Consider the following 25,429-nt stretch of genomic DNA (forward strand, 5'->3'; position numbering starts at 1 on the left):
GACAACACCATGGCGCCCATCGACCAGGTTCACCTGAGCTTTAACCCGCAAACCCTGACTATCCTCAACGCCGTACTCGGCTTGGTCATGTTTGGCGTGGCGCTGGAGCTGCGCGTGGAAGATTTCAAAACCGCCCTGCGCACGCCCAAGGCGCTGGCGCTGGGCCTGCTGGGCCACCATGTGCTGTTTCCGGCCATGACCTATGTGCTGATCTGGATTCTGCGACCCGAACCCAGCATTGCGTTGGGCATGATTCTGGTGTCCAGTTGCCCGGCCGGACATATCTCCAATTTCCTGGTACAGATGTCCCGGGGCAACACGGCGCTGTCGGTCAGCGTGAGCGCGTTGTCCACCGTGGTGGCGCTGTTCATGACACCGCTGAACTTTGCCTTCTGGGGCAATCTGCATCCCATCACGGCGGGCTTGATGAAACAGGTCGCCATGAGCCCGTGGGAGATGCTGGAGGTCATCGTGATGCTGCTGGGCGTGCCGCTGGTGCTGGGTATGTGGGTAGCGCGTCAGTACCCCGGCTTCGCGCACAAGTTACAAAAGCCGATGAAGATTCTGTCTCTGCTCATTTTGGTGGGATTCATCGGCGGGGCACTGGCGGCCAACTTCCAGCACTTTTTGAATTACATCCAGTTGGTAGTGGGTGTCGTGTTTGTCCACAACCTGATGGCATTGACCACCGGCTATGGCCTGTCCACCCTGATTGGCCTGCCTGAGCGGGACCGGCGCGCCATCACTTTTGAGATGGGTATCCAGAATTCTGGCCTGGGCTTGATTCTGATCTTCAACTTCTTTGACGGCCTGGGCGGCATGGCCATCGTCACTGCATGGTGGGGCATCTGGCATATCGTGGCCGGGCTGACCCTGGCCACTTATTGGAAGAACCGGCCGCCGCTGTCACTAGCCCCCGCCTCTGGAACCACAGCATGAGCCAAACCCTGCAGCGGGTCCTGGTCACCGGCGGTGGCGGCTACCTGGGGAGCCAACTGGTGGCGCGCCTGGCTGCCCTGCCCGATGGCCAACGACCCGAAGTCATTGTGTCGCACGATCTGCGCGAGCCGGCCCAGCGATTGCCCCACGTGAAATACGCCGCCTTTGACATTCGCTCACCCGAGTTGGCAGCCACGATAGCCCAGCACCGCATCAACGTCGTGGTGCACCTGGCCGCCATCATGCCTTCGGGCAAGGCGCAGACACGCGACTTTGAATACGACGTGGATGTGAACGGCACACGCAACCTGCTGCAGGCTTGTGTGCAGCACGGTGTGCAGCGCATCGTGGTTTCCAGCAGCGGCGCGGCTTATGGCTACCACGCAGACAACGCGCCCTGGCTGACCGAAGACATGCCAGTGCGCGGAAATGAAATATTTGCCTACTCGCACCACAAGCGACTGGTGGAAGAGATGCTCGCCGACTACCGCAAGAACCACCCGGAGCTGGAACAAGTGGTGCTGCGCATAGGCACCATTCTGGGCGCCACGGTGCACAACCAGATCACCGACATGTTCGAGAAGCCCCGCCTGCTGGCCATTCGCGGCTCAGACAGTCCATTCGTCTTCATCTGGGACCAGGACGTGGTGGGCATCATCCTGCGCGCCATTGGCGATGGCCCTGCGGGCATCTACAACGTGGCCGGCGACGGCGCACTCACCATCGACCAGATTGCGCACAAGCTTGGTAAGAAAACAAGGCCCTTGCCCTCGTGGTTGTTACGTAGTGCGCTATCAATTTTGAAGCCATTGGGTTTGACGCAGTATGGCCCTGAGCAGTTGGACTTTCTGCGCTACCGGCCGGTTCTGCTCAACACCAAACTCAAAACAGTGTTTGGCTACACGCCCACCTATACGTCGGAGCAGGTGCTTGACTTGTACCGCAGGGCGCGTCAACAACAAAGCCAGAAGGCTGCTTGACCATGCGCAGTTTCAACGGCCAATGCATCGTCATTACCGGCGCGGCGGGTGGCTTGGGTCAAGCGCTGATGACAGCCTTTCTGCATGCCCACGCCAACGTGGTGGCGCTGGACCGCGATGGCGCCGCGCTGCAAGCCCTGCAGAACAACACGACAGTGCCCCCAGGCGCCACGCTGATGACGGCTCTGTGCGACGTAACCAACCTGCCGTCTTGCGAGGCCGCCATCGGTCAAGCCATTGCCCGCTTTGGCGGCGTAGATGTGCTGGTCAACAACGCCGGCATTGCCCACCGCAGTGCCTTCGCCGACACCCAGGTGGATGTGCTGCGCCGGGTGATGGATGTGAACTTCTTTGGCGCAGTGCACTGCACGCATGCGGCTATTGCCAGCCTGCGCCAGCGGCGCGGCATGGTGATTGCCATTTCCAGCGTGGCGGGGTTTTCGCCGCTGATCGGGCGCACCGGCTACGCGGCAAGCAAGCACGCGCTGCATGGCTTCTTTGATAGCCTGCGCACGGAGGTGCAAGAGGATGGTGTGGATGTGCTCATCGTCTGCCCGTCCTTCATTGACACCGGCATCGACCGCGCCGCACTGGGGGCCGACGGCCAACCCGCTGCCCACGCGCGCAAGACCACAGGCGCGACCACCCAGCCGGCTGAGGTGGCCACCGCCATCCTGCACGCCGCACAACACCAACGCCAACTGCTGCTGTTCAGCTTCACCGCCAAGGCGGCGTGGTGGTTGTCACGCCTGTGGCCCACGCGTTATGCCGCCATCATGCGCAAACGCCTGCGTGCCGAGATTTCCCCCGCTACAACCCATGCATCCGTGGAGACCACACCATGACAAAAATCACCTTCCCTTTTGGCGCCTTGCTGCTGAGCTTGGCCTGTGCGACAAGCCAAGCAGCCGACTTCACCGTCAACGGGCCAGACGGCAAGCCGTTGCCGCTGGTGATGGTCACCCGCAGCGCCACGCAACCGGCCAAAATTGACGATTCCGACAACGGCTACGCCACGTCCGGCAAACTACAGCAAGGCAGTTTTGAGACCACGCGCTTTAGCGACGCCCAAGGCCGCGTGCACCTGCCAGACTCCCCCGGCGACTACCAGGTGCGTCTGCGCAAGCCCGGCTTTAAGGATGTGGTGATGGCCCCTGCTGATCTGGCCAAACCCACCACCTGGCGCATGCAAGCCGAGACCGACCCCAAGGCCCTGGCCGAGCAACGCCCCTCCAACGCCTGGACCTCCACGCTGCTGGTGGGCCGTGACGATCTGAAGAAGGAATTCATGGCCCAGTGCGGCTTCTGCCACCAGCAGGGCTCGGCCTTCTTACGCCGTGAGCGCAGTGCCGAAGAATGGTCCACCACCATCAAACGCATGGTGCGTTATGGCGCGCGCTTGTCTTCCGAGGCGCAAAAAGAAATGCCGGCCTTGCTGGAGGCCCACTGGAAAGACATCAACGCCCACCCCGAAAGAGTGCCCGCTGCAACCCCTTGGACTGCCGAATTGGCCACGGCGTCCATTACCGAGCTGCCCATTGGCGACCGCTTCTCGCAGATGCACGACTTTGTGCAACACAGCAACGGCCTGGTCTATGTGGGCGACAACCTGCAAGACCGCCTGTACGAGATCAACACCCAGACTGGTGCCTACACCGTGTACCGCGTGCCGCCGCAACCGGGCGACAAGCTGGGTGGCCTGCTGGCCGGGCGCTTGCGCGATTTCCCCAAGCACGAGACCTACCAGGGCATCCACTCGCTGGTAGAGGCGCCCAAAGACGGCCACATCTTCATCACCCCTTCGTACCAACGCAGGCTGATCGAGTTTGATCCCAAGACCAAGCAATTCATCAACCACGAGATTGGCTCTGGCTTCTACCCGCACACCGTGCGTATGGATGCCCGGAACCGTGTCTGGTTCACACTGGCCCTCTCCAACCAGATCGCTGTGTACGACCGTGCGGCAGACAAGTTCACCACCTATGACCTGCCGTTTCGAACCTTCATGGAAAAAATGACGGTCAAGCTCACGCCATTTTTCTTCAAGCTCATCGGGTTGGGGCTGCCCATTACCAACTGGGTCAAGATTGACCACCACTCCACCGGCGTGCCCCTGCCCTACGGCATTGAGGTCACACCCGACGGCAAGGTGTGGATTGCGCGCCTGCACACCGACGAAATTGCCAGTCTGGATCCCGCCACTGGCGTCATCACCATGATCCCAACCCCACTCAAAGCACCACGCCGCCTGCGTGCTGACCGCGACGGCAATTTGTGGATTGCCATGTTCAACGAATCCGCCATCCTGCGGTATGAACCCGCAAGCAAGAAATTCACCCCCTTCAAGCTGCCGGTGCAACCGGTTGGGAGTGACACGCCGTATGCCCTGAATGTAGACCGCAAGCGCCACCAGGTGTGGGTCAACGGCACCAACTCCGATAGCGTGCACCGGCTCGATATTGCAACCGGCCAGTGGACGACGTTCCCGCTGCCGCGCAAGGCCACCTTCACACGCGATGTGGAGTTCACCGAGGATGGCCGCGTGCTGCTCACCAGTGCCAGCTTTCCCTCCTGGCACATTGAAGACTACCAACCCACGCTGATCCAGTTGAACCCGAACGGGCCCACTCCATGATGGGTCGGCACGGACTTTTTTTTCTGTCGTGCCTGTTGGGCTTTACCGCCGGCCACATGTTCAACTACACCGTCATCCTGTACCTGCAGGAGGCGGTGGGGTCGGACCTGCTCTCGGGCCTGGGCTTTGGCCTGGCCTTTGGTAGCTCCATCGTATTTGGCTGGTTTGCCGGCGTGGTGTGCGACCGCGTGCCGCCGCACCGCGTGATCCATGCCGCGCAGGCCCTGTTTCTGGCCGGGCTGGCCTGCCTGTGGTGGGCACAAGGCGGCGCCACCGACCAAACCCGTGTGGCCTGGGTGCTGGGTGGTGCGTTTCTGGGCGGCGTGGCCTGGTCGTTTGTGGGGCCAGCGCGGCTCACAACGCTGGCGCAACTGGCGCGCCCCGAAGAGCTGCGCCCAGCCACCATCATCTTCAATCTGCAGGTTCTGGTGGGCTTTGGTCTGGCGCCCTTGCTGATTGGCTTGGTGCGCAGCCGCGCCGGCTGGGGAGCGGTCATTGCGCTGGCGGCGGCCGGCTTTGTGCTGTCCTCCGTGTTGATTGCCAACCTGCGCACGCGCAGCCATGCCGTGCCATCAGGCAACTCGGTACTGGCCGATATTGGCGCGGGCTTTCGCGTGGTGGGCGCTGACCCGCTGCTTACCCAACTGATGCTGGCTGCTGTGCTGGGCTATGCCATGACCGGGCCGCTGCAAATCCTGTTGCCCAAGTTGGCGCGCGAAGTGCTGCATTTGAGTGAACTGCAACGCGGAGCCTACCTGGGCCTCTTGGCGTTGTCGCTCATCGTGGGCGGCATCACGGCGCTGGCGCTGTCCAGGCGCGTGCGACACGGCTGGGTCATGTTCGGCGGCATTGTGGGGGGCTGCCTGGTGTTTGCATCACTGAGCCAGATCGGCAGTGCTGCGCTCTCTGCCACCGGCCTGGCCTGCGTCGGGCTGGCCGGCGGCATGGTCATCAGTTTGGTGGTCTCAGGCATCCAGGTCCAAGCCCCTATCGCGATGCGCGGGCGGGTGATGAGCATGTACTCCATCACCTCGCAGGTGGTGCCGGCGCTGTCGGGCGTGGCGGCTGGTGCGCTGGTCAATGCCGTGGGCGTGGTGCAGGCCATTGCCTGGTCTGGTCTGGGCTTGGCCGCGATCGTGGTACTGGCGGCCTGGCGCATGGGGCGGCTGCGGGCCTACACTGGGCAGGGATAGCGATCACTTCACCGAGCCCCCGATACGAGCGTCAGCACTGACAATGGCATTGAAGGCAATGTGATGATGAAAGCCGGAATGGGTGGTCAACATCAGCTGTGCGGCCCGGCTGCCGCTTCATCATCCACGGCCTTTTGCACGGCCTGATAAAACGCTTCGCGTGATGCACTGGCGCCAGGGTCTCGGGCGCCGCCGGCCCAGTCTGCATTCGAGACGATCACCAACTTGCGTTTGGGATCGATAAAGATGCCCTGTCCGAAGATGCCCCGCGCGGTGAAGGCACCGCTGTCATAGGTCCACCACTGGTAGCCGTAGCCTCGCCCTGGCTGGCCGATAGTGGTGCGGCTGGTGGTTGCGTCCGCCAGCCAGCCTTCCGGCACGATGCTCTTGCCATTGACGACGGCCCCGTTCAGGATGAACTGCCCAAATCGCGCGAAATCGCGTGGCGCGGCCTGAATGCAGCAGCCGCTGATTTCTTGCCCTGTTTTGCTGAGGATCCACGTGGCTTTTTGCTCCATACCGGCGGGCATCCAAATCTTTTCAGACAGGTATGTGGCCAGGGGCTTTTTCGTGGCGCGGTTGATGAGAATGCCCACCAAGTTGGTTTCACCTGTACTGTAAAGCCAGCGCGTTCCGGCAGGCACTTCACGCGGGAGTTTGCGCATGTAGCTCACCAGGGAGTCGACTCCCTCCTCGGGTTTGTGGTTGTTGAACTGGGCCACATCAGACTTGGGGTCCGCGTAGTCTTCGTTCCATTTCACACCCGAGGTCATGGTCAACAGCTGGCGGATGCTGACGTCGTCGTACGCTGATCCCTTCATCTCGGGGATGTAGACGCTGACCTTGTCGTCCAGGCTCTTGATGAAGCCGTCGCGGATGGCCGCGCCCATCAACGTAGAGGTCAACGATTTGGCGACCGAAAAGCTCGTCCAGCGCCCGTTGCGATCAAAGTCCAGCCCATAGCGTTCCAGGCGCAGTTTGCCGTCTTGCAGCACCAGTAGGGCCGCGCCGCGTTGACCGGCCATATAGGCATCCACATCCAGCTGCAGCTTCAACGGCGGCCCCGGTGGCAACGGTGAGGGCGTGCTGCCGGCCGGGATATCGTGCCATTTGGCCAGCAGCGAGATGCGGTCCATCGCGCGGAACGCCGCATCGCGCTGCGGCTGACTCCAGAAAAGAAGATCCCGGTTGGTTGGCATGGCCGCCAGCAGTCCGCGTGTTTCCTTGTCCAGGCTCAACCAGCCGGCAGTTCCGCCCACGACGAGAACGGCCAGCGCCCCGAGGGCAAATTTCTTGAGTTTCAATTCAGTTCTCCCGCGCAATGGCGCCAAGTATCCTGCAGACCGTATTTTCCGAAACGCTCAGCTTTGAATCCGTTTTGGTCGGCATTTGTCAAAACTTGCCTCCATCACGAATAGAAAACTCAACCGCATGCGCTCAAGTATGGCACCCACAAGCGCCCTCAAGAGCCGGGCTTTCCCTGATGTGGTGATCTGAATTTCCAATGAGTTCCCGCCACCGGCACAAACGATATGGACTGAATTAACAAGGCACCACTGTGCGCCGGTGTTCCGCTTAGGCGAGGGCCCAGACAGTCACCACGCTTTGATTCGCTAGAAATTTCTCTAACAAAATAGACCGCTAGCCCTCGTGAAATATACGTAGCCAGCTACAAAATTAATAGTGATCTCGATTTATCTCAACCTTGCCGACGCTGGCGCACTGCCTGCGCCAGGTCTTCCAGCACCGGCACCACATCGTCAAAGGCCAGGCAGGCGTCGGTGATGCTCTGGCCATAGGTCAGCGGCTGGCCGGGCTTGACGCTTTGGGTGCCTGCCACCAGGTGACTCTCCAACATGACGCCAATGATGGCGCTCTGGCCGGCCGCCACTTGCCCGGCCACATCGTGCGCCACCTCGGGCTGGCGATCAAAGCGCTTGCCGCTGTTGGCATGGCTACAGTCCACCAGAACCGCCTGGGGTGCGCCAGCCTGCTGCAGCAACGCAGCAGCCTGGGCCACGTGTTCAGCGCCAAAGTTGGGACCACTGCGGCTGCCACCGCGCAGCACCAGGTGACCGTGCGGATTACCCGCCGTGGTGAGCACAGCGGGCGCGCCCTGGTGCGTGAGTGAGGGAAAACAATGTGGATGCTGGGCCGAAAGTATCGCGTCCACCGCCACCTGCAAATCTCCATCCGTGCGGTTTTTGAAGCCCACCGGCATGGACAGGCCCGAGGCCAGCTCGCGGTGGATCTGGCTCTCGGTGGTGCGCGCGCCAATGGCGCCCCAGGAAACCAGGTCAGCGTAGTACTGGCCCAGGGTGGTATCCAAAAATTCTGTGGCAATCGGCAGACCTTGTGCCGTCACATCCAGCAGCAACTGGCGCGCCAGGCGCAGACCACGGTTAATCTGGAAGCTGCCGTCCAGGCCGGGGTCGTTGATCAGGCCCTTCCAGCCCACCACGGTGCGCGGTTTCTCAAAGTAAACCCGCATCACCACCAGCAAATCCGGGGACAAACGCGTCGCCAGCGGCGCCAGCTTGCGGGCATATTCCAAAGCAGACACCGGGTCGTGCACCGAGCAGGGGCCAACCACGGCCAACAGCCGGTCGTCCTGGCCCAGGATGATGCGGGCAATCTGCTGTCGGGCTGATTGGATGAAAGTTTCAGCGGCAGCGGGCAGCGGCAGTTCGTCTTCCAAAATGGCGGGAGAGATCAAGGGACGCACGCTGCGGATGCGGATATCGGACGTTAAAGGCATAGAACTTCAGTGCTGTGGTGCCAACAGAGGTTGGAAACGGTGCATTCTGCACTATCATTCGCCGCAGCGCGGAGTGGGCCATTGCGTGTGGCCCCTCTCGCAAAGCTTGGTAATTTAACTTGCCCACACCCATTTCACTGCCGGACAGCCCCGCACCGATACCCACTGCCGTTGCGAGCGGGAGCGCGCCTTTGGAGCGGCTGGAATCAGACATCCATGCTCTAAAACTGCAGGCACTGGCCACCCAGAAGTCCATTCAGCAGCTGCAAACCCACGAGCCTGCCAACCCGCTGCAGACCGTGCAATCGGCATTTCCGGGCTTGCCGTCGGGACTGGACGGCACTGTGGTGGGCGTGGCCGCCGCACTCGGGCTGATCTTGGCGCTGGCGTGGTGGTACTTGTGGTACCGACCCCAGACCCGGCTGAACGAAACTGTTGCGCGCCGCGCAGAGGCTCACCAGCCCACACCGAAGACAGCCACGTTATCCACACAAACTGCCGCTTATGCCCCACCAGCGCCAGCCTCTACGCTGGCCGATGACGTGCTGGACAGTTACTTTGCACGCAACGACCCCGACATGGGATTTGATTCCGAGGCCGCCGCTGGCGAAGTAGTACGCGTACGCAGATCTCTGGCAGATAAGCGCGAAGCCCGCACGCAGCAGCAGGAAATCGAACGCGAAGAAGCCAGCCGTCCGACACCCAAGCCGCACGCCGTGGTGGATATCACCCGAGCCGAGCCAGAAATGGTGTTGGATCTGGAACTCGACTTGGAACCCGACCCGGAACCGGCGTCTGCGCAATTGGCAGTGCCAGTGCCTGCATCTGTCCCCGCGCCAGAGCCTGACTTCACAGCCGAACCCGAACCCGAACCTGTGCCTGTTAACCTGTTGGAACCGATGCCGATGCCAATGCCCCAGCCCGACCTTGAACTCCAACCAGAGCCGCCATTCTTGCCGGAAACCGATTTCTCGATCACGTTCGCGCTGGCAGAGGAGTCCGAGGCGCTTGAACTGTGGCCCGAGGCGCGCGAGCTGGCCACTGAAGTTCTGGATTCCAGCGACGGGATACTGTGCACCAAGGCCCAGGCCTTGCTGGCGCGGCTGGACGCGCTGGAACACACCATGGCGCAGGAATTGCTGCCGCCGCCCGAATTGGCACGAAAGGACCCCACCGCATAAAGGCCACCATGGCCAGCGCAGGTTCAACGCAAATTCAAGAAATTGAAGTCCGTGTGGGTCTTATCGTGGACCGATGCAACAACCTCTGGCTCTGCTGGGCCGACCACTGGTGCAGGTGGAACCTTCATAGGCCCAAGTGGTGCAGAGTTGGTGTTAATGTCCACCTGAAAACCAGATCCATCGTCATCGTCTTCACGCAACCCGCCGGGGCGCGTTGGGTTGTTGCCACCCCGAGCCGGAATACGCACCATATCGGGAACATGGGCGTTACGCGCACCGTTGTCATCGGCCATGCGAATGATGCGTTTGGCTACCGTGTGCAGCAGCAGCAAATCACGGTATGCCTGCAGGTCAAAAGCTTGCCCCGACAGTGCTCCAGTGTGTTGGTACAGGCAGTCTTCGATATACGCCAGCACACTGGTCCCAGGCCACATATTGACGATGCGCTCCATCACCTGCGGGTAACGCTCCAGGGCGCGACCTTCATTACCAAATTCGGCAAACTCGGGAATGCGTCCGGTGAACCAGTGGTGGAACTCTGTGCGCATGAAATCGTATTCCGTCTCGCGCCCCAGTGCATGGTAGAGTTTGAGCAAATCCAGGCACACCAACGGGCTGGATTCGCCGCACTGGGCCACGCGTGTGATCAGAATGTCGACGGCCTTTTCCTGCCGCCCCAGCGAGACAAAGAACTCAGCCTGCTGGCGGATGTCTTCCAGCTCTTCGGTATCCATAGTGCGCTGTACTGGGGACACGCTGGCAGAAAAATCAATCGCCCCTTCTGCGTTAGGCAGCGTGGGAACCTCCAGCGTGCGCCAAGCTGATGGTGCGGCACTGGCTGGCGTAGCCCAGGGGTCAACAAAATGGCGCGTGAGCAGATCCTTGTTCCAGGATGGGTTGATTTGACCCAAGTCAACGTCCACCTCGGTCAGTGGCATCGGCGCTGAGGGCACCGCTGTACGGGCCGCTTTGGTGGTCACCTTGGCTGCAGGCGGCTTTGTGGGCGTCCTGGAAGAGTTCGCGTGCAAGAGCTCCACCATCAGGCTATCGCCAGCGTCCATACTCTGTTTCCAGTCCGGCGCAGGAACCATGCTGCGCATATGCTGCCACACCCAGAGCAACGCCACCAAGCCGATCGCGCACAGGGCCAGCAGTGAATAGACGAGACCGTTGGCATAGCGTTCGGAGTCGGCACGCTCAACCTTGGCAACCAGTTCCATCAGCCCCTTCTGGTTGGCATTGGTAGTGGTATATAGCGACTTCAGCTCTACTGCAACACGCTGGGCTTGCACTTCCTCACGCAAGATCTGCTCGGGCGTCGCGTTGAGCGCACGCCACAAGGCGGCGGCTTCTGCCCGTTGCGAGCCACCTTCTTGGGGCGCGCTGAGCAGTTCATCCGTGGCCCGCAACACCGGATCGCGCTCCATCAACAGGTCCAACGCGTCGAGCTTGAGGTGTGCCCGTGCGCGGGTCTTGGTTGACTTGGGCGTGCGCGCCGGGGCTGGTGGCTGCGCAGCCACTGTCGGTGCCACTAGTGGGGCGGTCTTTGCTTTGCGCGGCGTATCCGAACGCAGAGCGGCAGGCGCATCGCCCTGCGGCACTGGCTTCTGCAAACTGACCAGACCACCTGATCGTGACACATCCGCTGCCGCCACAGGAGCCAGCGAACGGCTAGGCGTGCGCTCGGGCGCTTCGACCACCTTGGTTGGCAAATCAGCCAGCAGCGTGTAACGTTTGGAAGACCGGATCTGGCAACCCGAACGCAGCTGAACGGTGACCACGGGTTCATTCACAGCAGCGGCAGCCCTAACCCGCACCGGGGCCGAGCGAGACGCAGGGTCGGCGGTGGTGGCGTCCAACGCCACGGATACGCGCGAAGGGTCCACCTGGCTGTCGCCATAGAACACCTCGGCAGTCAGGCAAGCGGCCTGCAGGTCTTCGCCGTTGTCAAACTGCACTTGAATGCGAAGGTCCAACGGTTGGCCGACCAGCGCCAGCCCTTGAGCACGCCCAAGCGACAGGGCAGCACTGCCCATGGCGATGCCCAAGAGCGCCATGCCCAAAACGATGCTCCTGATATGGTGCGCAGGTTTCATTGTGGGGCAGATTCTCTCACAGCCAGAATCGGCTACCAGCCCTCGTCCGTTGGGCTTGACCCGCTCTCAAATCGCGAGCGCTTTGTGGACATCCAAACAGCAACAACGTGCAGAGCTACTCTTGGGCAGTGTCCTTGCACCTTCGCATTCGCATCAACGAAGGAGGTTCTCCAAACCACCGCAAGCAGGAACGATGCAACGACACACCATTGGTGTACCCCAATAGCGCAGCCAGTTGGTGCAGTGGCACTGAATGCAATCCCAGGTACTCCTCGGCACGCCGTCGGCGCACCGAATCGACAATGCCCTCGAAACTCAGGTTTTGCTGCGCCAGACGCCGGTGCAGGGTGCTGCGCGACAGGTTGAGTTGGCCCGCAATACGAACCACATTACCGCCGCCGTTGGCCAGCTGGCGATCGACCAGTGTTTCGACCTGCAGGCCGATGTCCAGCGGGAAACGGCGCATGGTGTGGCTAACAAACTGGGCCGCCGCCGCATAAAGGTCACCGTGGGTTGCATCCACCACATGGCCCAGCATGGCATGCGGAAAGACCAGTGCGTCGCGGGGCTGGGAAAATTGCAGCCCGTAATTGAAATAGCGGCGGTAGCGCTGCCGCGCAGAGATCGGCGCATGGCGCAAATGCACGGTCACCGACTGGGCATTCTCGCCCAGAATCGACTTCATGAATTGGTACGCCACCCCGTAAGACAGCTCCACAATCTGCGTATGCGTGGGGTCAATACTGTGCAGCGCATAGCAGGCATGCGATAGGCCCGATGCGTCGTCGTTGATCAGCTTCAGGCTGAGGCCAGGGCTGTGGTACGGCAGGTGGCGGGCAATGCCCTCAATAGCGTCGCCCACCGTGTGCGCGTACAGCGCAATAAAGGCCAGAGAGCCCAACACCCCGATGTCCTGGTAGGTGGAAAGACGCAGCCCAAAGTCGGGGCAATCCAGAGTCACCGCCGCGTCTTCCATGAGTGCGGAGAGCCGGTCCAGCGGCAGTACAGCATCGGGTTGCTCCAACAAGGCGGCGTCCAGATTGAACTTGCCCATCAACGCCACCACGTCACCCCCCAGCGAATGCACCAGCGGTTGCAGCCCAGTCATGGCCCGTGCGCGAATGAAGACTTGGGGTTTGGCTTGCATGTTGAGACGAAATGTTAACTCAAGGCCAGTGGATATTTATCAAAATTCGACTTATCAAAGCGCCCACTACCATGCAAGCACCCATACCACTGAACCAAATTGCCTTTGCCGTGCTTGACCTGCGGCGCACCGATGCCTGGTGGCGCGAAGGGCTGGGGTTTTTGCCGGCGGGGGGCAACCGCATGCTGTTTCGTGGCCCGGTAACCGGCATGATCCAGAGCATTCGCGGCTTGGCCATGACCTGCTGGTGCTTGGTGGGGCGCAGCGCGTGGGCGCAGCTTGAGATGTTTCAGTATGAGTCACCCCACTCGGCGCTGATGCCCTCCGACTACCGCGCCTGTGACCTGGGCTACAGCCGCTGCGGCGTTTGGGTGACCGATTTTGACGCGGCACTGGCAAGCCTGGCGGCCCAGGGCAGCACCGCCCTTGCGCCACCCATGGGTGCGTTGGGCCAGCGCCGTGCGTGCGTGCGCAACCCGGATGGCGTGTACGTAGAGATCATGGAAGCCGATCCATTGGCCGGGGGAGGCGACGTAGGTCGCACGGGCAGCCGTATGGATTGCCCGGTGGCCATTCGCTGCGTCACCTTGTCCACCCCGGATCTGGAAAAAACAACGGCCTTCTTAACCCACGGTTTGGGCATGCGCGTGATCGATATTGCCCTGCACGACGATGCACAGGAAGCGATCTGGAATTTGGAAGGTGCACGCTGCACACGGCGCGTGTTCATGGGCGGCAGCGGCAACGAAACCATGCTGCTCGAAGCAGTGCAGTACCACGATCCGCTAGGCCAACCCTTCCCCACCGGCTACCGCCTGTGCGACCAGCGCATTCTTAACGTAGCCTTTGGTGACCCCAGTGGCCCGGCAGGCCTGCGGTCCATGCGCCGGCGCGCGCTGGCGGCCGGGGCGACGCCCAACTGCCCCCACATTCAGATGGGAGTGGCGGGCTGCGTATATGTGCAAGACCCGCTGGGTTTCTCGTTTGAGTTCATGTGGGCACGCTGGAAGCTGGGGCACCGCCTGTTTGGCTTTCTGCCCTCACCTATCCAGCAACGCCCGCAGGCCGACAACCAGCAGTTTGTGGTGACTACCGAAATTGCCGCGCCCATCGCATCGGTTTTTAACCGGGTGAGCGACCATGCCCACCTGGGCAACTGGTCGGGCTTGGGCGCTTCACGCTTGCTGCGTGCGGGTGACACTGCCGCCAACGGACGCGGTGCGGTACGGGGCATCCGTGGCCCGTTGGGCGAGATTCACGAAGAAGTGACCCACTTTGTGCCCAACACGTCGTACCGCTACCGTGTGATCAAGGGCCTGCCGGTGCGCTGCTACACCGCCGAAGTTGCGGTGGAGCCCTGCACAGTCAATGGCCAAGCGGGTACACGCGTGCACTGGCAAGTGCGTTTTCGCTCGCGCATACCCGGCCTGGGGGGCGTGCTGCGGCATGCACTGCACAAAAAGATTTCGGGTGCCTTGGTCGGCTTGAAGACGGTGCTGGACTCTCCTGCATCTAACCAGCGAGACGCACTTGCAAACACACGGGCTGTCGCACCCTCCGGAGGCAAACCCATGGCAATCGCTAAAGCAGTGGCACGCAATGTCGCTCTGTCCGCCGTTGTGTCAACCGTCGTTATGGCGGCGGGACACGCTTACTTCTATTACTTCGGTTAACGGGCAGGCACGCATGATGAAAAAAGCCATCACCCAACTTGCGCTTACCGCCCTGCTACTTGGCGCAAGCGCGCTCAGCCACGCCGGCGCGCACCTGAACGGCAGCGTTGGCACCGTAGAAGGCAAGCCGATTGCCGGCGCCATGGTCACCGTTTGGAACACCGAAAAAAATCGCAAAGAAACGGTCTACACCGACGCAGGCGGTCGTTACGCCATCGACACCAGCTTTACCGGAAAGCTGGCGGTACGGGTGCGCACACCGTATTTCAGGGACATGACCAAAGACGTGAACCTGACCGAGAAGCAAAACCTAAAACTCGATTTTGGTGTGGAAAAAATCATGTCGATTGAAGAACTGTCGGACACTTTGCCCGCGTCGGCCCACAACGCCGTGCTGCCCTTTGGCGACGACAAACTCAAAAAGACCTTTATCTCGCAATGTGGCTATTGCCACCAACAAGGCAATTCGCTGACGCGCCGCCCGCGTGACGAAAAGGAGTGGAGCAAGGTGGTGCGCCGCATGGAAGGCTACACCGCGCTGCTGACTTGGCGTGAAACCCAAAGCATCACCCAATTGCTGAACGACGGTTTTACCGGCAAACCAGTCAAGGCCATTCAGGTGAATGATTTCTCGCCAGAGCAATCCAAAGCGCGCATTGAAGAATGGCATGCCGCAACACCCATGTCTTTCTTGCACGACACCATTGTTTTGAGTGACGACAAGCTGATGGGCATCGACGAAGGCCGCGACGAGGTCCACATTTTGGACCGCCCGAGCGGAAAAATTGACATCTACAAAATGCCGGTGACCGACGAAAAAGAAGGCGGCAACTTTCACGGCATTGAGCTGCCCATTGGCATCTTCACCGGCAAGCACGGCCCACACAGCGGCGTGCAGATTTCAGACGGACGCGTTTTCTTTACCGGCGCGCTCTCGTCGAACTTACTCATGTTCCAGCCGGCCACCAAGGAGTGGAAGCTGTACCCCATTCCACGCGGATTTTTGTGGCACAAGGGCTTGTATTCGCACACCATCCGTGCCGACAATGACGAGAACCTGTGGTTCACCATGCTGGCCTCTAATATGGTGCTCAAGTTTGACACGCACACCGGGAAGTTCACCGAGGTGGCTCTGCCGCACAACGGTGTGATGCGCGGCATTACCGATTACTTCTTTGGGCTCATGCTCAAAATCGCAGGGCTGTGGCCCAAGGGCAATTTGCACCTGGCGCTGTCGCACCACAAGTGGCTCAACGGCGGGCGCGACATCATGAACTGGCCGTATGGCATCGACATCAACCCCAAGGATGGCGGCATTTGGTATTCCAAACTGCTGGCCAACAAAATCGGCCATATCGATCCCAAGACCTTGCAGGTGACCGAATACGACGTGCCCCACAAAGGCCCGCGCCGCATGCGCTTTGATAGCAACGGCATTTTGTGGATTCCGTCTTTTGACGAGGGTTACCTGATGCGTTTTGACCCCTCCACCCAGCAGTTTGAAAGCACCGCCTTGCCCCTGTTGGCGGCCAACGAGTTTGAGCTGCCCTACGCGCTGAACGTGGACAAGCATGGTGACGTGTGGATTGCCACCAACAACTCGGACCGCATCACCCGCTACATCCCCAAAGACAAAAAGTTTGTCATGTACCACATGCCGCACCGCGTGATCTGGTTCCGCGATTTTGAATTCACCCAAGACGGCAAGGTGTGCGCATCCAACTCCAATTTACCGGCCTATGCTCATGAAGACCAGATGCCCGCCTTCTTCTGTCTGCAGCCAGACAAGGCCAGCACGGAATCGCTCATTCCCGAGCACCAAGCCCAACACATTAAAAACTTCAACAAACTCAACAAACTCAACAACCCCAATAAGGCGCACTAAACCATGTCTGCACTCCCAACTCTCCACGGTAAAGTGGTTCTCATCACCGGCGCGGCATCGGGCATTGGCCTGTCGTGTGCGCAGTCGTTTGCCAAACAAGGCGCCCGCGTCATCATCACCGACCTGAACGAGGCCGCACTGGAAGCCGCCCGCCAGTTGGTGCTGGCCGCTGGGGCGCCCAGTTGCCTGACGTACGTATGTGACGTCTCCAATGAAGCATCTGTCAGCGCCTGCGCCACACGTGTGCAAAGCGATGTGGGTGCATTGGATGTATTGGTGAATAACGCTGGCATTTACTATCTCGGCGGTTTTATGGAAACGTCATTGGAGATGTGGCAACGCATGTTCCAAGTCAACCTCATGGGCATCGTTTTGATGTGCCGCGCATTTTTGCCGGCCATGAAAGCGGCTGGCGGAGCGCGCCGCATTGTCAACATCGGATCACTCGCCAGCTTTCTGGGCGCGCCCAACATCACCGCCTACACCGCCAGCAAGCACGCGGTGCTGGGTCTGAGTGATGTGCTGGCAATGGAGCTGGCGGCCGAGCGCAGCCCGGTGGGCATTACGCGCGTCTGCCCCGGCATCATCAACACGCCACTGCTGGCAGGCAAGACGGTGGGAACCAACATCACCCAGCGCCAGTTGCTGCAGCAACAGGAGTACTACCGCACCCACGGGTGCACGCCCGATGTGGTGGCCAATGGGGTAGTCAAAGCGGTACAGCGGGGTGACGACTATTGCTTTGTCGGCCCCAAGGCCAAGATGGGCTTTTGGGGAACACGCCTCTCGCGCAAGTTGGCGCACGCCATGTCCATAACGGAATCGACCCAAAGCGGGTACCTAGACGCACCTTAACGCGAAAAAGTGTGCCAGCCTCCACGCCGCGTCGTGGTGGATTGTTGTGGGAGGTGAAGCCAATCAGAACAATACCCACTGCGAGGATAAAGCAGAGGTGGAACACCACCACGCAATTCATCGCCTTGATTACCGTCAAACAGTACGTCAATTTGGTGAAAAAAATACCGCCTTTATTGTGCATTTCCCAAAAAGGCGACAAGTTTCGGCAATGGGAAAATTCAGTCAAATGACGCAGTTCGCTTGGGATAAGATAACAAACCTACTAGCAGGGTAGTAGTGGCTTCAGTCGCAAAAGAGGAGAAGATTTGCATGTTTGATTTTTTTAAGAAGAAGGAAGAAAAAAAATCTGCACCAGCTGCTGCGCCTGCGCCTGCGCCCGCGCCGACACAATCTGGGGGGATTCAGTTCTACCCGGAATTGATCAAAGATCTGATCGGAGATCACCGTCGGTTGTTCCAGCTTTACGACAGCATCAAAGAGAGCTTCACCCACCGCGACCTTGCGACGGTCTCCGGTAATTTGAAGGAATTCGGTGCGCTCGTTCGCAATCACCTACTCACTGAGAACATGCGTCTGTACATCTATTTGCAGCAGCAGATGGCGGGGGATGAAATCAATTCGGCGCTAGTTCGATCATTTCGCAAGGAAATGGATGGCATTGGAAAAAACGTCCTGGATTTTCTTGAAAAATACAAGGAGATTGAAAAGAGTTCCGATGCCGATCTGTCGTCATTTTCCGGGGAACTCGATCAAATCGGTAGTGTTGTCAGCACCCGCATGAAACGTGAAGAATTGACACTGTATCCGCTTTACGTCTCAAAATACTGAGCGTTTCTGGCAGACGCGCCTGCCGAAGCGCGCTGTCGGACATGGCCTTCGTCAAGTGTTCAGTCTTTTTGCAGGCGTAAAAACGTCTTGCGAAACTTGGCCACCTTGGGCGCTGCCACGGCCATACAGTAGCCCTGGTCCGGGTTGCGGGCGAAGAAGTCCTGGTGGTAGTCCTCGGCTGGCCAGTAGTTGGATACTGGCAGCACTTCCGTCACGATCGCCTGGCTATATGTGCCGCTGGCGGCCATCTCGGCGATCACTTCTTTAGCCACAGCCTGCTGCTCAGGCGTCGAGAAGTAAATGCCGCTACGGTATTGCGTGCCGGTGTCATTGCCCTGGCGGTTGAGTGTGGTCGGATCGTGGATGACAAAGAAAATCTCCAGTACCTCGCGCGTGGAAATTTGCGCCGGGTCATAGACCAGCTTGACTACCTCGTTATGGCCTGTGGCGCCGGTACATACGTCTTCGTAACTGGGGTTTTGTGATTGCCCGTTGCTGAAGCCAGACTCTACATCCAGCACGCCGCGCACCTGCACATATACAGCCTCTGTGCACCAGAAGCAGCCCCCCCCCAGGGTGATGGTTTGCGGGGATTGAGGTGAACCAGTCATGAAACCTCCTTCAATGGATACACTTGTTAACCCAGTATCGCACCGCAACGCAATCGCCGCTTATCGGGTATCTTTGCGCTTTCACCCGTTTGTGGGATGCTTTGACCATGACTTGTCGCTAGACTCACCCGCTAGTACAACGGCACAGCGACGCACGGACGTGCAAGCAAAGGGAAACAGATGCAAATGGCATGGATTCTGGTTGCCTTCCTGGTGGGGGCCAGCGCAGCTGCGGGTGCGGTGTATGCCTTGACTGCCAAGCGTCGCCAGCCGAAGGAAGCGCCCGACGTGTGGCCTGTGACGGCTCGCCCACTGACCAGTTTTGGCGAAAGACGAACCTGGGCCTGGCTCGCCCACACCATGCCTGAACAGCAGATCGCGCCCAAAGTTCCGCTGGCGCGATTCACCCACCCTGGCACCGGACCTGACGCCGCCCACTGGTTCAAGCGGCTCAATGGCATTTACTGCACTTTTACCGTGCTGTCCGTTGACGGCAGGGTGTTGGGCTGTGTGGATGTGGAAAATGACAAGTGGCCAACACAAGCCAGCCAGGACACGAAGTACAACGTGCTCACTCAGTTGGACATTCCCTATCGGCTGGTGGACCCCAAACAGCTGCCGGATCCAGCCGCCTTGCGCGCCGAATTTCTACGTGAGCCGGCGGTGGACACCAGCGCGTACGCACGCTTGCAGGAAGAGTACACAGCACGCAACACGCTGGATGCCATTTTTGAGGAAAAACGCCAGACCCGCGCTGACGCGCTTGACAGCTTCCCAACCGATAAAAATCGTCGGGCCCGCCACAAAGAGCACCAATTGCAGCCGGTTCAACCCACCGCCGCGGCTAACGAATCCGCGCCGGTGCGTTCAACTGTTCGGGCGTCGTGAAATAGGCAGCTGTGGAGCCGCCGCGCGCGCGACCCTGGGCCAGTTCATGGCGTGCAACCGTACGCAAATGCACCTCATCGGGGCCATCCATCAAATGCAGTGCCCGGCCCCATGTCCAGAAGAAGGCCAGTGGCGTATCGGGTGACAGACCCATGGCACCAAAGACCTGCATAGCACGGTCCACCACACGGGATTGCAGCCGCGCGGCCACCACCTTGATGGCGGCTATCTGGGCCCGCAACGCACCAGGCTCAATCACCCCGGGGACCTGGTCCAGCATCCAGGCCACCTGCAACACCAACAGGCGGGCTTGATCGATCTCCATGCGCGACTCGGCAATCCAGTCCTGCACATTGGAAAAATCTGACAGGTATTTGCCAAAAACCTGGCGTTCCAGCGTGCGTTCGGTAGCCAATTCCAGCGCCAGTTCGCACTGGCCAATGGCACGCATGCAATGGTGCACACGCCCAGGCCCCAGACGCGCCTGCGCCATCCTAAAGCCAGCGCCCCAATCGCCAAGCAAGCAATCGGCGCTCACGCGCACATCGCGCAGCACAATTTCGCAATGCCCTTCGGGCGAATGGTGATGCACCACCGAAATGTTGCGCACCACCTGTACGCCAGGCGTGTCCAACGGGACCAGCACCATGCTGTGCTGGTGGTGCACGCCAGCCTCTGCCCCCTCTGCACCGTCTGCGTCTGCGCTGTTACGACACATCACAATCAGCAGCTTGCATTGCGGATGGGCCACGCCGGTGATAAACCACTTGCGGCCATTGAGCACCAGTTGATCACCCTCACGGCGAACAGTGGTTTGCAGATTGGTGGGGTCACTGGAGGCCACATCAGGCTCGGACATGGCAAAGGCCGAACGCATCTGGCCGTTCAACAACGGCTCCAGCCATTGAGTACGCTGCGCGGGGTTGGCAAAACGGTGCAGCAACTCCATGTTGCCGGTGTCGGGAGCGCTGCAATTGAACACCTCAGGCGCCCAGTGCACGCGACCCATCACCTCAGCCAGCGGGGCGTAGTCCAGATTGCACAGGCGGGTGCCAGGCTCATCGGAGCGCAGCGCGGGCAAAAACAAATTCCACAGGCCCTCTTCCCGCGCCAGGGTCTTCAAGTCTTCCAGAAAAGGCGGCGGGTAGACACCCGCCTGCACGCTAGCGTGCCAAGCCGGGTTGTAAGGCAGCACGTAGCGCTGCATGAACGCCTCAAGGCGCTGGCGCAGGTCTTGTGCGCGGGGAGAGTGTGCAAAGTCCATGTGCCCATTGTCCTTGCCACGCGAACGCCGTGTCAGAACACAGGTGACAACATGACCAACGTCAAGCAGGGTCAGCGTGGCACAAAGAAAGTTGACTTCTCGCGGGCCACGCGGGTCTGACCGTCTTGCACCGTCGTGATTTCGAACTTGATGGGGTTGGATCGCCCCTGGTAGGTGGCCTCCACGGTAGGAGGCAGCGTCAAGCGCACGGGAATCATGCCAATGCCGGTGGCTGCAACACTCAGTGTGGCCGGCGTGGCGAGGGCCAAGCTTGGCAGGCCGGACACGCTGACGGAATACGTCTGTGCTTCCTCGGTGCCATTCATGACCTGCAGGCGGTAGACGTTTTCAATAAAACCCTGATCCACAATGCGCGCTTGGGCGCCACGGTCTTTGATGACATCCGCCGAGAAGCCCTGACGCCGCGACAAACTGACCACAAAAATGGAACTGGTGGCCACCAGCAAGGCGGCATAAATCATGACGCGTGGCCGCCAAACACGGCTCACCATTTGCCGCGTCGTCAAATGCTGCTCGATGCCCGCACCCGATGAGTAGCGGATCAACCCCTTGGCGTAGCCCATCTTGTCCATTACGTCGTCACAGACGTCAATACAGGCCGCGCAGGCAATGCACTCATTCTGCAGGCCGTTGCGAATGTCGATGCCTGTGGGGCAAACCTGCACACACAGTGTGCAGTCAATGCAGTCGCCCAACCCCAACACTTTCGGATCTGCCGTACGCGGACGCGACCCGCGCGACTCACCGCGTTCGGTGTCATAGGCAATCACCAGCGAGTCCATGTCGATCAGTGCGCTCTGGAAGCGGGCATAGGGGCACATGTACTTGCAGATTTGCTCGCGCATATAGCCAGCATTGCCGTAGGTGGCCACGGCGTAAAACAGCACCCAAAACCACTCCCAAGGCGAAAACGTCCACTGCACCAGCTCCATGCCCAAATGGCGTATGGGCGTGAAATAGCCAACAAAACTAAACCCCGTCAACAGGGCAAAACTGATCCAAGCCAGTTGCTTGCCGCCCTTGCGCAACAACTTGTTCAGGCTCCAGGGTGCAGCGTCCAGGCGCATGCGCGCCAGGCGGTCGCCTTCGATGCGATGTTCGAACCACATGAAAATTTCGGTGTACACCGTCTGCGGGCACGCGTAGCCGCACCACAGCCGTCCAGCCACAGCAGTAAAGAAAAACAGCGCCAGAGCGGCAATGACCAACAATGCGGTCAGATAGATCAGGTCTTGTGGATGCAGTACCAGACTGAAAATATAAAAGCGCCGCTCGTTCAGATCAAACAGCACCGCAGCACGGCCGTTCCACTGCAACCAGGGCATGCCGTAGAACACGATTTGTGTTACCCACACCATGACCCAGCGCCAGTTGGCAAACCAGCCCTTGACCGAACGCGGGTAGATACGCACCTGTTTTTCGTAGGCACCCATGAAACCGCCACTATCGGATTCAGCTGGAACGGGCTTGATGGGAATGACTTTGGATGGCTGCGGCGCTTTGGTCATGGGGAGCAATGGGGGAAAACGGCTGGGTGAACCGCTGGCGTAGCGGCCACCCGGTGGCATAACAGGTAAATCCAGTGAATCTTATCGGAAGCAGGATTTCCCTGCCATCTCCTAGCGTATGACCTTACGTAATCTTCAATCTTGCGTCGTAGAAGTTGATTACAGTATTTTCCAAATAGTTATAAGAAAAATCAGCCTCTAGCCCTCGTCAGATATGCGTATACAGCTATCAATTTAATAGTATTCAAGAAACTCTCGGGTCACAACCCCAACGATTCAAATAAGCCGTCCATGCGCTGCTGCACCTCGGCATCCATGGCCATGGTCCGGCCCCATTCACGTTGGGTCTCACCCGGCCATTTGTTGGTGGCGTCCAGCCCCATCTTGCTGCCCAGGCCGCTCACGGGCGAGGCAAAGTCCAGGTAGTCGATGGGGGTGTTCTCTACCATCATGGTGTCGCGCACCGGGTCCACGCGGGTGGTCAGGGCCCAGATCACTTCTTTCCAGTCGCGCACGTTCACATCTTCGTCCACCACCACGATGAACTTGGTGTACATGAACTGGCTCAGGTGGCTCCAAACACCCATCATCACACGCCGGGCATGGCCTGGGTAGGCCTTTTTGATCTGCACCAGGGCCATGCGGTAACTACAGCCTTCGGGTGGCAAATAGAAGTCGGTAATCTCGGGGAACTGGCGCTGCAGCAGGGGCACAAACAACTCGTTCAAGGCCATGCCCAGCACGGCGGGTTCATCGGGCGGCTTGCCGGTGTAGGTGGAGTGGTAAATCGGGTCTTTGCGCAGGGTGATACGGTCAATGGTGAACACCGGGAACTCGGCTTGTTCGTTGTAGTAGCCGGTGTGGTCGCCATAGGGGCCTTCCAGCGCGTGCTGATAGCCACTGGGGTGGGTGGCATCGGGGTAGATATGGCCTTCGAGCACGATCTCGGCACTGGCGGGCACCCGCAGCTCGCTGCCCATGGCCTTGACCAGTTCGGTGCGGGCACCGCGCAACAGACCGGCAAACTGGTATTCGGACAGGCTGTCAGGCACGGGCGTGACAGCGCCCAAAATGGTGGCCGGGTCGGCCCCAATGGCTACGGCCACCGGATAGGGCTGACCGGGGTGCAACTGGCCGTGTTCCCGAAAATCCAGCGCGCCACCCCGGTGCGCCAGCCAGCGCATGATGACCTGGTTGCGGTTCAACACCTGCTGGCGGTAGATGCCCAGGTTCTGGCGTTCCTTGTGCGGCCCCTTGGTGATGACCAGACCCCAGGTGATGAGCGGCGCCACGTCGCCAGGCCAGCAGTGCTGGATCGGCAGGCGCGCCAGTTCGACATCATTGCCCTCCCACACCACCTCCTGGCAGGGTGCGGAACGCAACTCTTTGGGTGCCATGTTCCACAGTGTCTTGAGCAGGCTGCGCATGCCCACCATTTCCTTGAAACCCTTGGGCGCCTCCGGCTCCTTCAGCGAAGCCAGCAACTCACCGAAGGGGCGCAACCCGCTTAGCGACTCCACGCCCATGGCGCGGGCCACGCGTTCGGGTGTGCCAAACAGGTTGCCCAGCACCGGCATGCTGTGGCCGGTGACGTTCTCAAACAGGATGGCCGGACCGTGGGCGCGCAGCACGCGGTCGCAAAGCGCAGTCATTTCCAGATGGGTCGAGACCGGCGCTTGGATTCGGCGCAAATCCCCGCCCTGCTCTAGTTGCGCAATGAAATCGCGCAGGTCGTGGTAGCTCATGGGTTCATGCCTGCAAGTCAGTGCCAGTTGGCTTTGATGTCGCGGCGCCCCGGGCTACCGCTTTGCCCGTTTGTCACCTCAGCCCCCATGCCCCGCTGTGGAAGTTTGGTTGCGGTTGCGTTTTGGCAGGAAGCGGGCCAGCACCTTGTCGGGTGTCCACTGCTGCAGGTTCAACACAGGCAACTCCAGTGCATCCAGTGCGTTTTTGACCAGCAGGCCCAGTTCGGTATCTCCTTCCATGGACAAGCGGCGGTTGAAAAACAGGGTGTCGGGGTCTTCCTGGCGCTGCGCCAGTCGCAAAAAATCTTGGGCGTTGGCGCTGATGGTCAGGTCGGTACTGTCTTGCCGATGGCTGGCCACAAAACGCGTACCGGTGCAGGTGAAGTCAAAAGTGAGGCGGGCATCGGTCACATGGATGCGCAGCTTTTTACCCAAGAGGTACTGGCGCACGTCGGCGGGCAGCTGCTTGGCCAGCACCTTGTTCAGCGCCGTGACCAGCAGGAACGACCCCGGGTAGGCGGGCAGGCGTGACAAAACCGAACCTACTGGGTCGGGCAGCACAAAGGCGGGAGACGATGGGTTCATGGCACTACAAACCTCAGGCAACAAAAAACAGAACAGTGAAAAAATGGCAGCTGCTGCCACCCAGCACAAACAGGTGCCACACGCCGTGGCCGTGGCGCACGCGCTGATCGGCCACATAAAAAATAATGCCCACGGTGTAGAACAGGCCACCCGCCGCCAGCCAGGCAAAGCCAGCGGGCGAGAGTGCCGTCCACAAGGGAACGATGGCCACCAGGGCCAACCAGCCCATGAGCAGATAAATCACCAGCGAGAGCACGCGCGCACCTTTGGCAAACCAGATTTCCTGCAGGATACCCACCAACGCCAGGGTCCAAACAGCGCCCAACAAGGACCAGCCCCAGACACCGCGCAGCGACACCAACGCAAACGGTGTGTAGCTTCCGGCAATCAGCAGGTAGATGGAGCAATGGTCGAACTTCTGCAGAATGACCTTGGCCCGGCCACGCACGCTGTGGTACAGGGTGCTGGCAACATACAGCGCAATCAACATGGCGCCATAAATGCTGAAGCTGACAATCTTCCACGGGTCGCCCAGGCGTGCCGCCGGCACTATCAACAGTACCGAACCCAGCACGGCCAAACCGGCCCCAACGAGGTGGCTGATGCTGTTGAAGCGCTCGCCGTAATACATGCA

General features: G+C 60.0%; 21 protein-coding genes. 11 read left to right on the plus strand and 10 right to left on the minus strand.

The window, feature by feature from the left end; translation table 11 throughout:
• Positions 1-9: 9 nt before the first annotated feature.
• From IPI80_RS14585 to IPI80_RS14605, 5 genes are read left to right on the plus strand one after another with little or no spacing between them, the layout of a single operon-like run.
• Positions 10-939 (plus strand): bile acid:sodium symporter family protein, encoded by a 930-nt coding sequence (locus IPI80_RS14585; protein WP_413861318.1) that lies wholly within the window; start codon positions 10-12, stop codon positions 937-939.
• The gene (locus tag IPI80_RS14590) at positions 936-1,919 is read left to right on the plus strand and encodes an SDR family oxidoreductase (RefSeq protein ID WP_413861320.1); all 984 of its coding nucleotides are present in this window, start codon (positions 936-938) and stop codon (positions 1,917-1,919) included. The genes IPI80_RS14585 and IPI80_RS14590 overlap by 4 nt, the downstream gene beginning before the upstream one ends.
• A 2-nt stretch (positions 1,920-1,921) precedes the next feature.
• Positions 1,922-2,764 (plus strand): SDR family oxidoreductase, encoded by an 843-nt coding sequence (locus IPI80_RS14595; protein WP_413861322.1) that lies wholly within the window; start codon positions 1,922-1,924, stop codon positions 2,762-2,764.
• The gene (locus IPI80_RS14600; protein ID WP_413861324.1) at positions 2,761-4,554 is read left to right on the plus strand and encodes a hypothetical protein; all 1,794 of its coding nucleotides are present in this window, start codon (positions 2,761-2,763) and stop codon (positions 4,552-4,554) included. Before IPI80_RS14595 ends, IPI80_RS14600 begins: the two co-directional genes overlap by 4 nt.
• A complete protein-coding gene (locus tag IPI80_RS14605; RefSeq protein WP_413861326.1) occupies positions 4,551-5,747 on the plus strand; it encodes an MFS transporter in 1,197 nt (398 codons plus the stop codon). Before IPI80_RS14600 ends, IPI80_RS14605 begins: the two co-directional genes overlap by 4 nt.
• Before the next feature lie 92 nt (positions 5,748-5,839).
• On the opposite strand, the gene IPI80_RS14610 is transcribed toward IPI80_RS14605, so the two are convergent.
• Complete coding sequence (locus tag IPI80_RS14610; protein WP_413861328.1) at positions 5,840-7,051, minus strand: serine hydrolase domain-containing protein; 1,212 nt, start codon at positions 7,049-7,051, stop codon at positions 5,840-5,842.
• A 395-nt stretch (positions 7,052-7,446) separates the two neighbouring features.
• A complete protein-coding gene (locus IPI80_RS14615; protein WP_413861330.1) occupies positions 7,447-8,505 on the minus strand; it encodes a 3-deoxy-7-phosphoheptulonate synthase in 1,059 nt (352 codons plus the stop codon).
• A gap of 119 nt (positions 8,506-8,624) precedes the next feature.
• Here IPI80_RS14615 and IPI80_RS14620 point away from each other — a divergent pair, with 119 nt between their 5' ends.
• Positions 8,625-9,686 carry a hypothetical protein gene (locus IPI80_RS14620; RefSeq protein ID WP_413861332.1) on the plus strand — a complete coding sequence of 354 codons (1,062 nt, stop codon included), beginning with the start codon at positions 8,625-8,627 and terminating at the stop codon, positions 9,684-9,686.
• 23 nt (positions 9,687-9,709) lie between these two features.
• On the opposite strand, the gene IPI80_RS14625 is transcribed toward IPI80_RS14620, so the two are convergent.
• Complete coding sequence (locus IPI80_RS14625) at positions 9,710-11,782, minus strand: FimV family protein (protein WP_413861334.1); 2,073 nt, start codon at positions 11,780-11,782, stop codon at positions 9,710-9,712.
• Between the two features lie 115 nt (positions 11,783-11,897).
• Positions 11,898-12,929 (minus strand): AraC family transcriptional regulator ligand-binding domain-containing protein, encoded by a 1,032-nt coding sequence (locus IPI80_RS14630; RefSeq protein ID WP_413861336.1) that lies wholly within the window; start codon positions 12,927-12,929, stop codon positions 11,898-11,900.
• Between the two features lie 71 nt (positions 12,930-13,000).
• On the opposite strand from IPI80_RS14630, the gene IPI80_RS14635 reads away from it, so the two are divergent.
• The 4 genes from IPI80_RS14635 to IPI80_RS14650 all read left to right on the plus strand — a co-directional run bounded on the left by IPI80_RS14635 (position 13,001) and on the right by IPI80_RS14650 (position 18,173).
• Positions 13,001-14,602 carry an SRPBCC family protein gene (locus tag IPI80_RS14635; RefSeq protein ID WP_413861338.1) on the plus strand — a complete coding sequence of 534 codons (1,602 nt, stop codon included), beginning with the start codon at positions 13,001-13,003 and terminating at the stop codon, positions 14,600-14,602.
• Between the two features lie 16 nt (positions 14,603-14,618).
• Positions 14,619-16,487 carry a carboxypeptidase regulatory-like domain-containing protein gene (locus tag IPI80_RS14640; RefSeq protein WP_413861340.1) on the plus strand — a complete coding sequence of 623 codons (1,869 nt, stop codon included), beginning with the start codon at positions 14,619-14,621 and terminating at the stop codon, positions 16,485-16,487.
• Positions 16,488-16,490: 3 nt separating this feature from the next.
• Positions 16,491-17,342, plus strand: a complete 852-nt coding sequence (locus tag IPI80_RS14645) for an SDR family NAD(P)-dependent oxidoreductase (RefSeq protein WP_413861342.1) — start codon at positions 16,491-16,493, stop codon at positions 17,340-17,342.
• Positions 17,343-17,654: 312 nt separating this feature from the next.
• Positions 17,655-18,173 carry a hemerythrin domain-containing protein gene (locus IPI80_RS14650; protein WP_413861344.1) on the plus strand — a complete coding sequence of 173 codons (519 nt, stop codon included), beginning with the start codon at positions 17,655-17,657 and terminating at the stop codon, positions 18,171-18,173.
• 59 nt (positions 18,174-18,232) lie between these two features.
• Here the strand turns inward: IPI80_RS14650 and msrA are convergent, their stop codons facing one another.
• On the minus strand, positions 18,233-18,784 hold the full coding sequence (msrA, locus tag IPI80_RS14655; protein WP_413861346.1) for a peptide-methionine (S)-S-oxide reductase MsrA: 552 nt from the start codon (positions 18,782-18,784) through the stop codon (positions 18,233-18,235).
• 186 nt (positions 18,785-18,970) lie between these two features.
• On the opposite strand from msrA, the gene IPI80_RS14660 reads away from it, so the two are divergent.
• Positions 18,971-19,672, plus strand: coding sequence for a hypothetical protein (locus IPI80_RS14660; protein ID WP_413861348.1), 702 nt, complete (start codon positions 18,971-18,973; stop codon positions 19,670-19,672).
• Here IPI80_RS14660 and IPI80_RS14665 read toward each other — a convergent pair.
• From IPI80_RS14665 to trhA, 5 genes are all read right to left on the minus strand, one after another.
• On the minus strand, positions 19,629-20,936 hold the full coding sequence (locus tag IPI80_RS14665; protein ID WP_413861350.1) for an acyl-CoA dehydrogenase family protein: 1,308 nt from the start codon (positions 20,934-20,936) through the stop codon (positions 19,629-19,631). The genes IPI80_RS14660 and IPI80_RS14665 overlap by 44 nt on opposite strands.
• Before the next feature lie 71 nt (positions 20,937-21,007).
• The gene (ccoG, locus tag IPI80_RS14670; RefSeq protein WP_413861352.1) at positions 21,008-22,465 is read right to left on the minus strand and encodes a cytochrome c oxidase accessory protein CcoG; all 1,458 of its coding nucleotides are present in this window, start codon (positions 22,463-22,465) and stop codon (positions 21,008-21,010) included.
• A 260-nt stretch (positions 22,466-22,725) separates the two neighbouring features.
• Positions 22,726-24,210 (minus strand): 4-hydroxy-3-polyprenylbenzoate decarboxylase, encoded by a 1,485-nt coding sequence (gene ubiD / locus IPI80_RS14675; RefSeq protein ID WP_413861354.1) that lies wholly within the window; start codon positions 24,208-24,210, stop codon positions 22,726-22,728.
• A gap of 78 nt (positions 24,211-24,288) precedes the next feature.
• Positions 24,289-24,795 (minus strand): ubiquinone anaerobic biosynthesis accessory factor UbiT, encoded by a 507-nt coding sequence (gene ubiT, locus IPI80_RS14680; RefSeq protein ID WP_413861356.1) that lies wholly within the window; start codon positions 24,793-24,795, stop codon positions 24,289-24,291.
• Positions 24,796-24,808: 13 nt separating this feature from the next.
• Entirely contained in the window at positions 24,809-25,426 is a 618-nt protein-coding gene (gene trhA, locus IPI80_RS14685) for a PAQR family membrane homeostasis protein TrhA (protein WP_413861358.1), read from the minus strand.
• Positions 25,427-25,429 lie beyond the last annotated feature (3 nt).

It is taken from the genome of Candidatus Aalborgicola defluviihabitans (assembly GCF_016705985.1).
Classification (GTDB): Bacteria; Pseudomonadota; Gammaproteobacteria; order Burkholderiales; family Burkholderiaceae_C; genus Allorhodoferax; species Allorhodoferax defluviihabitans.

What these genes read in the sequence shown, in the direction of transcription:
- IPI80_RS14630 (WP_413861336.1), bottom strand. Translation starts at nt 12,929, where the DNA reads ATGCAAGCCAAACCCCAAGTCTTCATTCGCGCACGGGCCATGACTGGG.
- IPI80_RS14615 (WP_413861330.1), bottom strand. Translation starts at nt 8,505, where the DNA reads ATGCCTTTAACGTCCGATATCCGCATCCGCAGCGTGCGTCCCTTGATC.
- ubiD (WP_413861354.1), bottom strand. Translation starts at nt 24,210, where the DNA reads ATGAGCTACCACGACCTGCGCGATTTCATTGCGCAACTAGAGCAGGGC.
- IPI80_RS14600 (WP_413861324.1), top strand. Translation starts at nt 2,761, where the DNA reads ATGACAAAAATCACCTTCCCTTTTGGCGCCTTGCTGCTGAGCTTGGCC.
- IPI80_RS14590 (WP_413861320.1), top strand. Translation starts at nt 936, where the DNA reads ATGAGCCAAACCCTGCAGCGGGTCCTGGTCACCGGCGGTGGCGGCTAC.
- trhA (WP_413861358.1), bottom strand. Translation starts at nt 25,426, where the DNA reads ATGTATTACGGCGAGCGCTTCAACAGCATCAGCCACCTCGTTGGGGCC.
- IPI80_RS14665 (WP_413861350.1), bottom strand. Translation starts at nt 20,936, where the DNA reads ATGGACTTTGCACACTCTCCCCGCGCACAAGACCTGCGCCAGCGCCTT.
- IPI80_RS14660 (WP_413861348.1), top strand. Translation starts at nt 18,971, where the DNA reads ATGGCATGGATTCTGGTTGCCTTCCTGGTGGGGGCCAGCGCAGCTGCG.
- IPI80_RS14605 (WP_413861326.1), top strand. Translation starts at nt 4,551, where the DNA reads ATGATGGGTCGGCACGGACTTTTTTTTCTGTCGTGCCTGTTGGGCTTT.
- IPI80_RS14640 (WP_413861340.1), top strand. Translation starts at nt 14,619, where the DNA reads ATGAAAAAAGCCATCACCCAACTTGCGCTTACCGCCCTGCTACTTGGC.
- IPI80_RS14645 (WP_413861342.1), top strand. Translation starts at nt 16,491, where the DNA reads ATGTCTGCACTCCCAACTCTCCACGGTAAAGTGGTTCTCATCACCGGC.
- IPI80_RS14625 (WP_413861334.1), bottom strand. Translation starts at nt 11,782, where the DNA reads ATGAAACCTGCGCACCATATCAGGAGCATCGTTTTGGGCATGGCGCTC.
- IPI80_RS14585 (WP_413861318.1), top strand. Translation starts at nt 10, where the DNA reads ATGGCGCCCATCGACCAGGTTCACCTGAGCTTTAACCCGCAAACCCTG.
- IPI80_RS14635 (WP_413861338.1), top strand. Translation starts at nt 13,001, where the DNA reads ATGCAAGCACCCATACCACTGAACCAAATTGCCTTTGCCGTGCTTGAC.
- ubiT (WP_413861356.1), bottom strand. Translation starts at nt 24,795, where the DNA reads ATGAACCCATCGTCTCCCGCCTTTGTGCTGCCCGACCCAGTAGGTTCG.
- ccoG (WP_413861352.1), bottom strand. Translation starts at nt 22,465, where the DNA reads ATGACCAAAGCGCCGCAGCCATCCAAAGTCATTCCCATCAAGCCCGTT.
- msrA (WP_413861346.1), bottom strand. Translation starts at nt 18,784, where the DNA reads ATGACTGGTTCACCTCAATCCCCGCAAACCATCACCCTGGGGGGGGGC.
- IPI80_RS14595 (WP_413861322.1), top strand. Translation starts at nt 1,922, where the DNA reads ATGCGCAGTTTCAACGGCCAATGCATCGTCATTACCGGCGCGGCGGGT.
- IPI80_RS14650 (WP_413861344.1), top strand. Translation starts at nt 17,655, where the DNA reads ATGTTTGATTTTTTTAAGAAGAAGGAAGAAAAAAAATCTGCACCAGCT.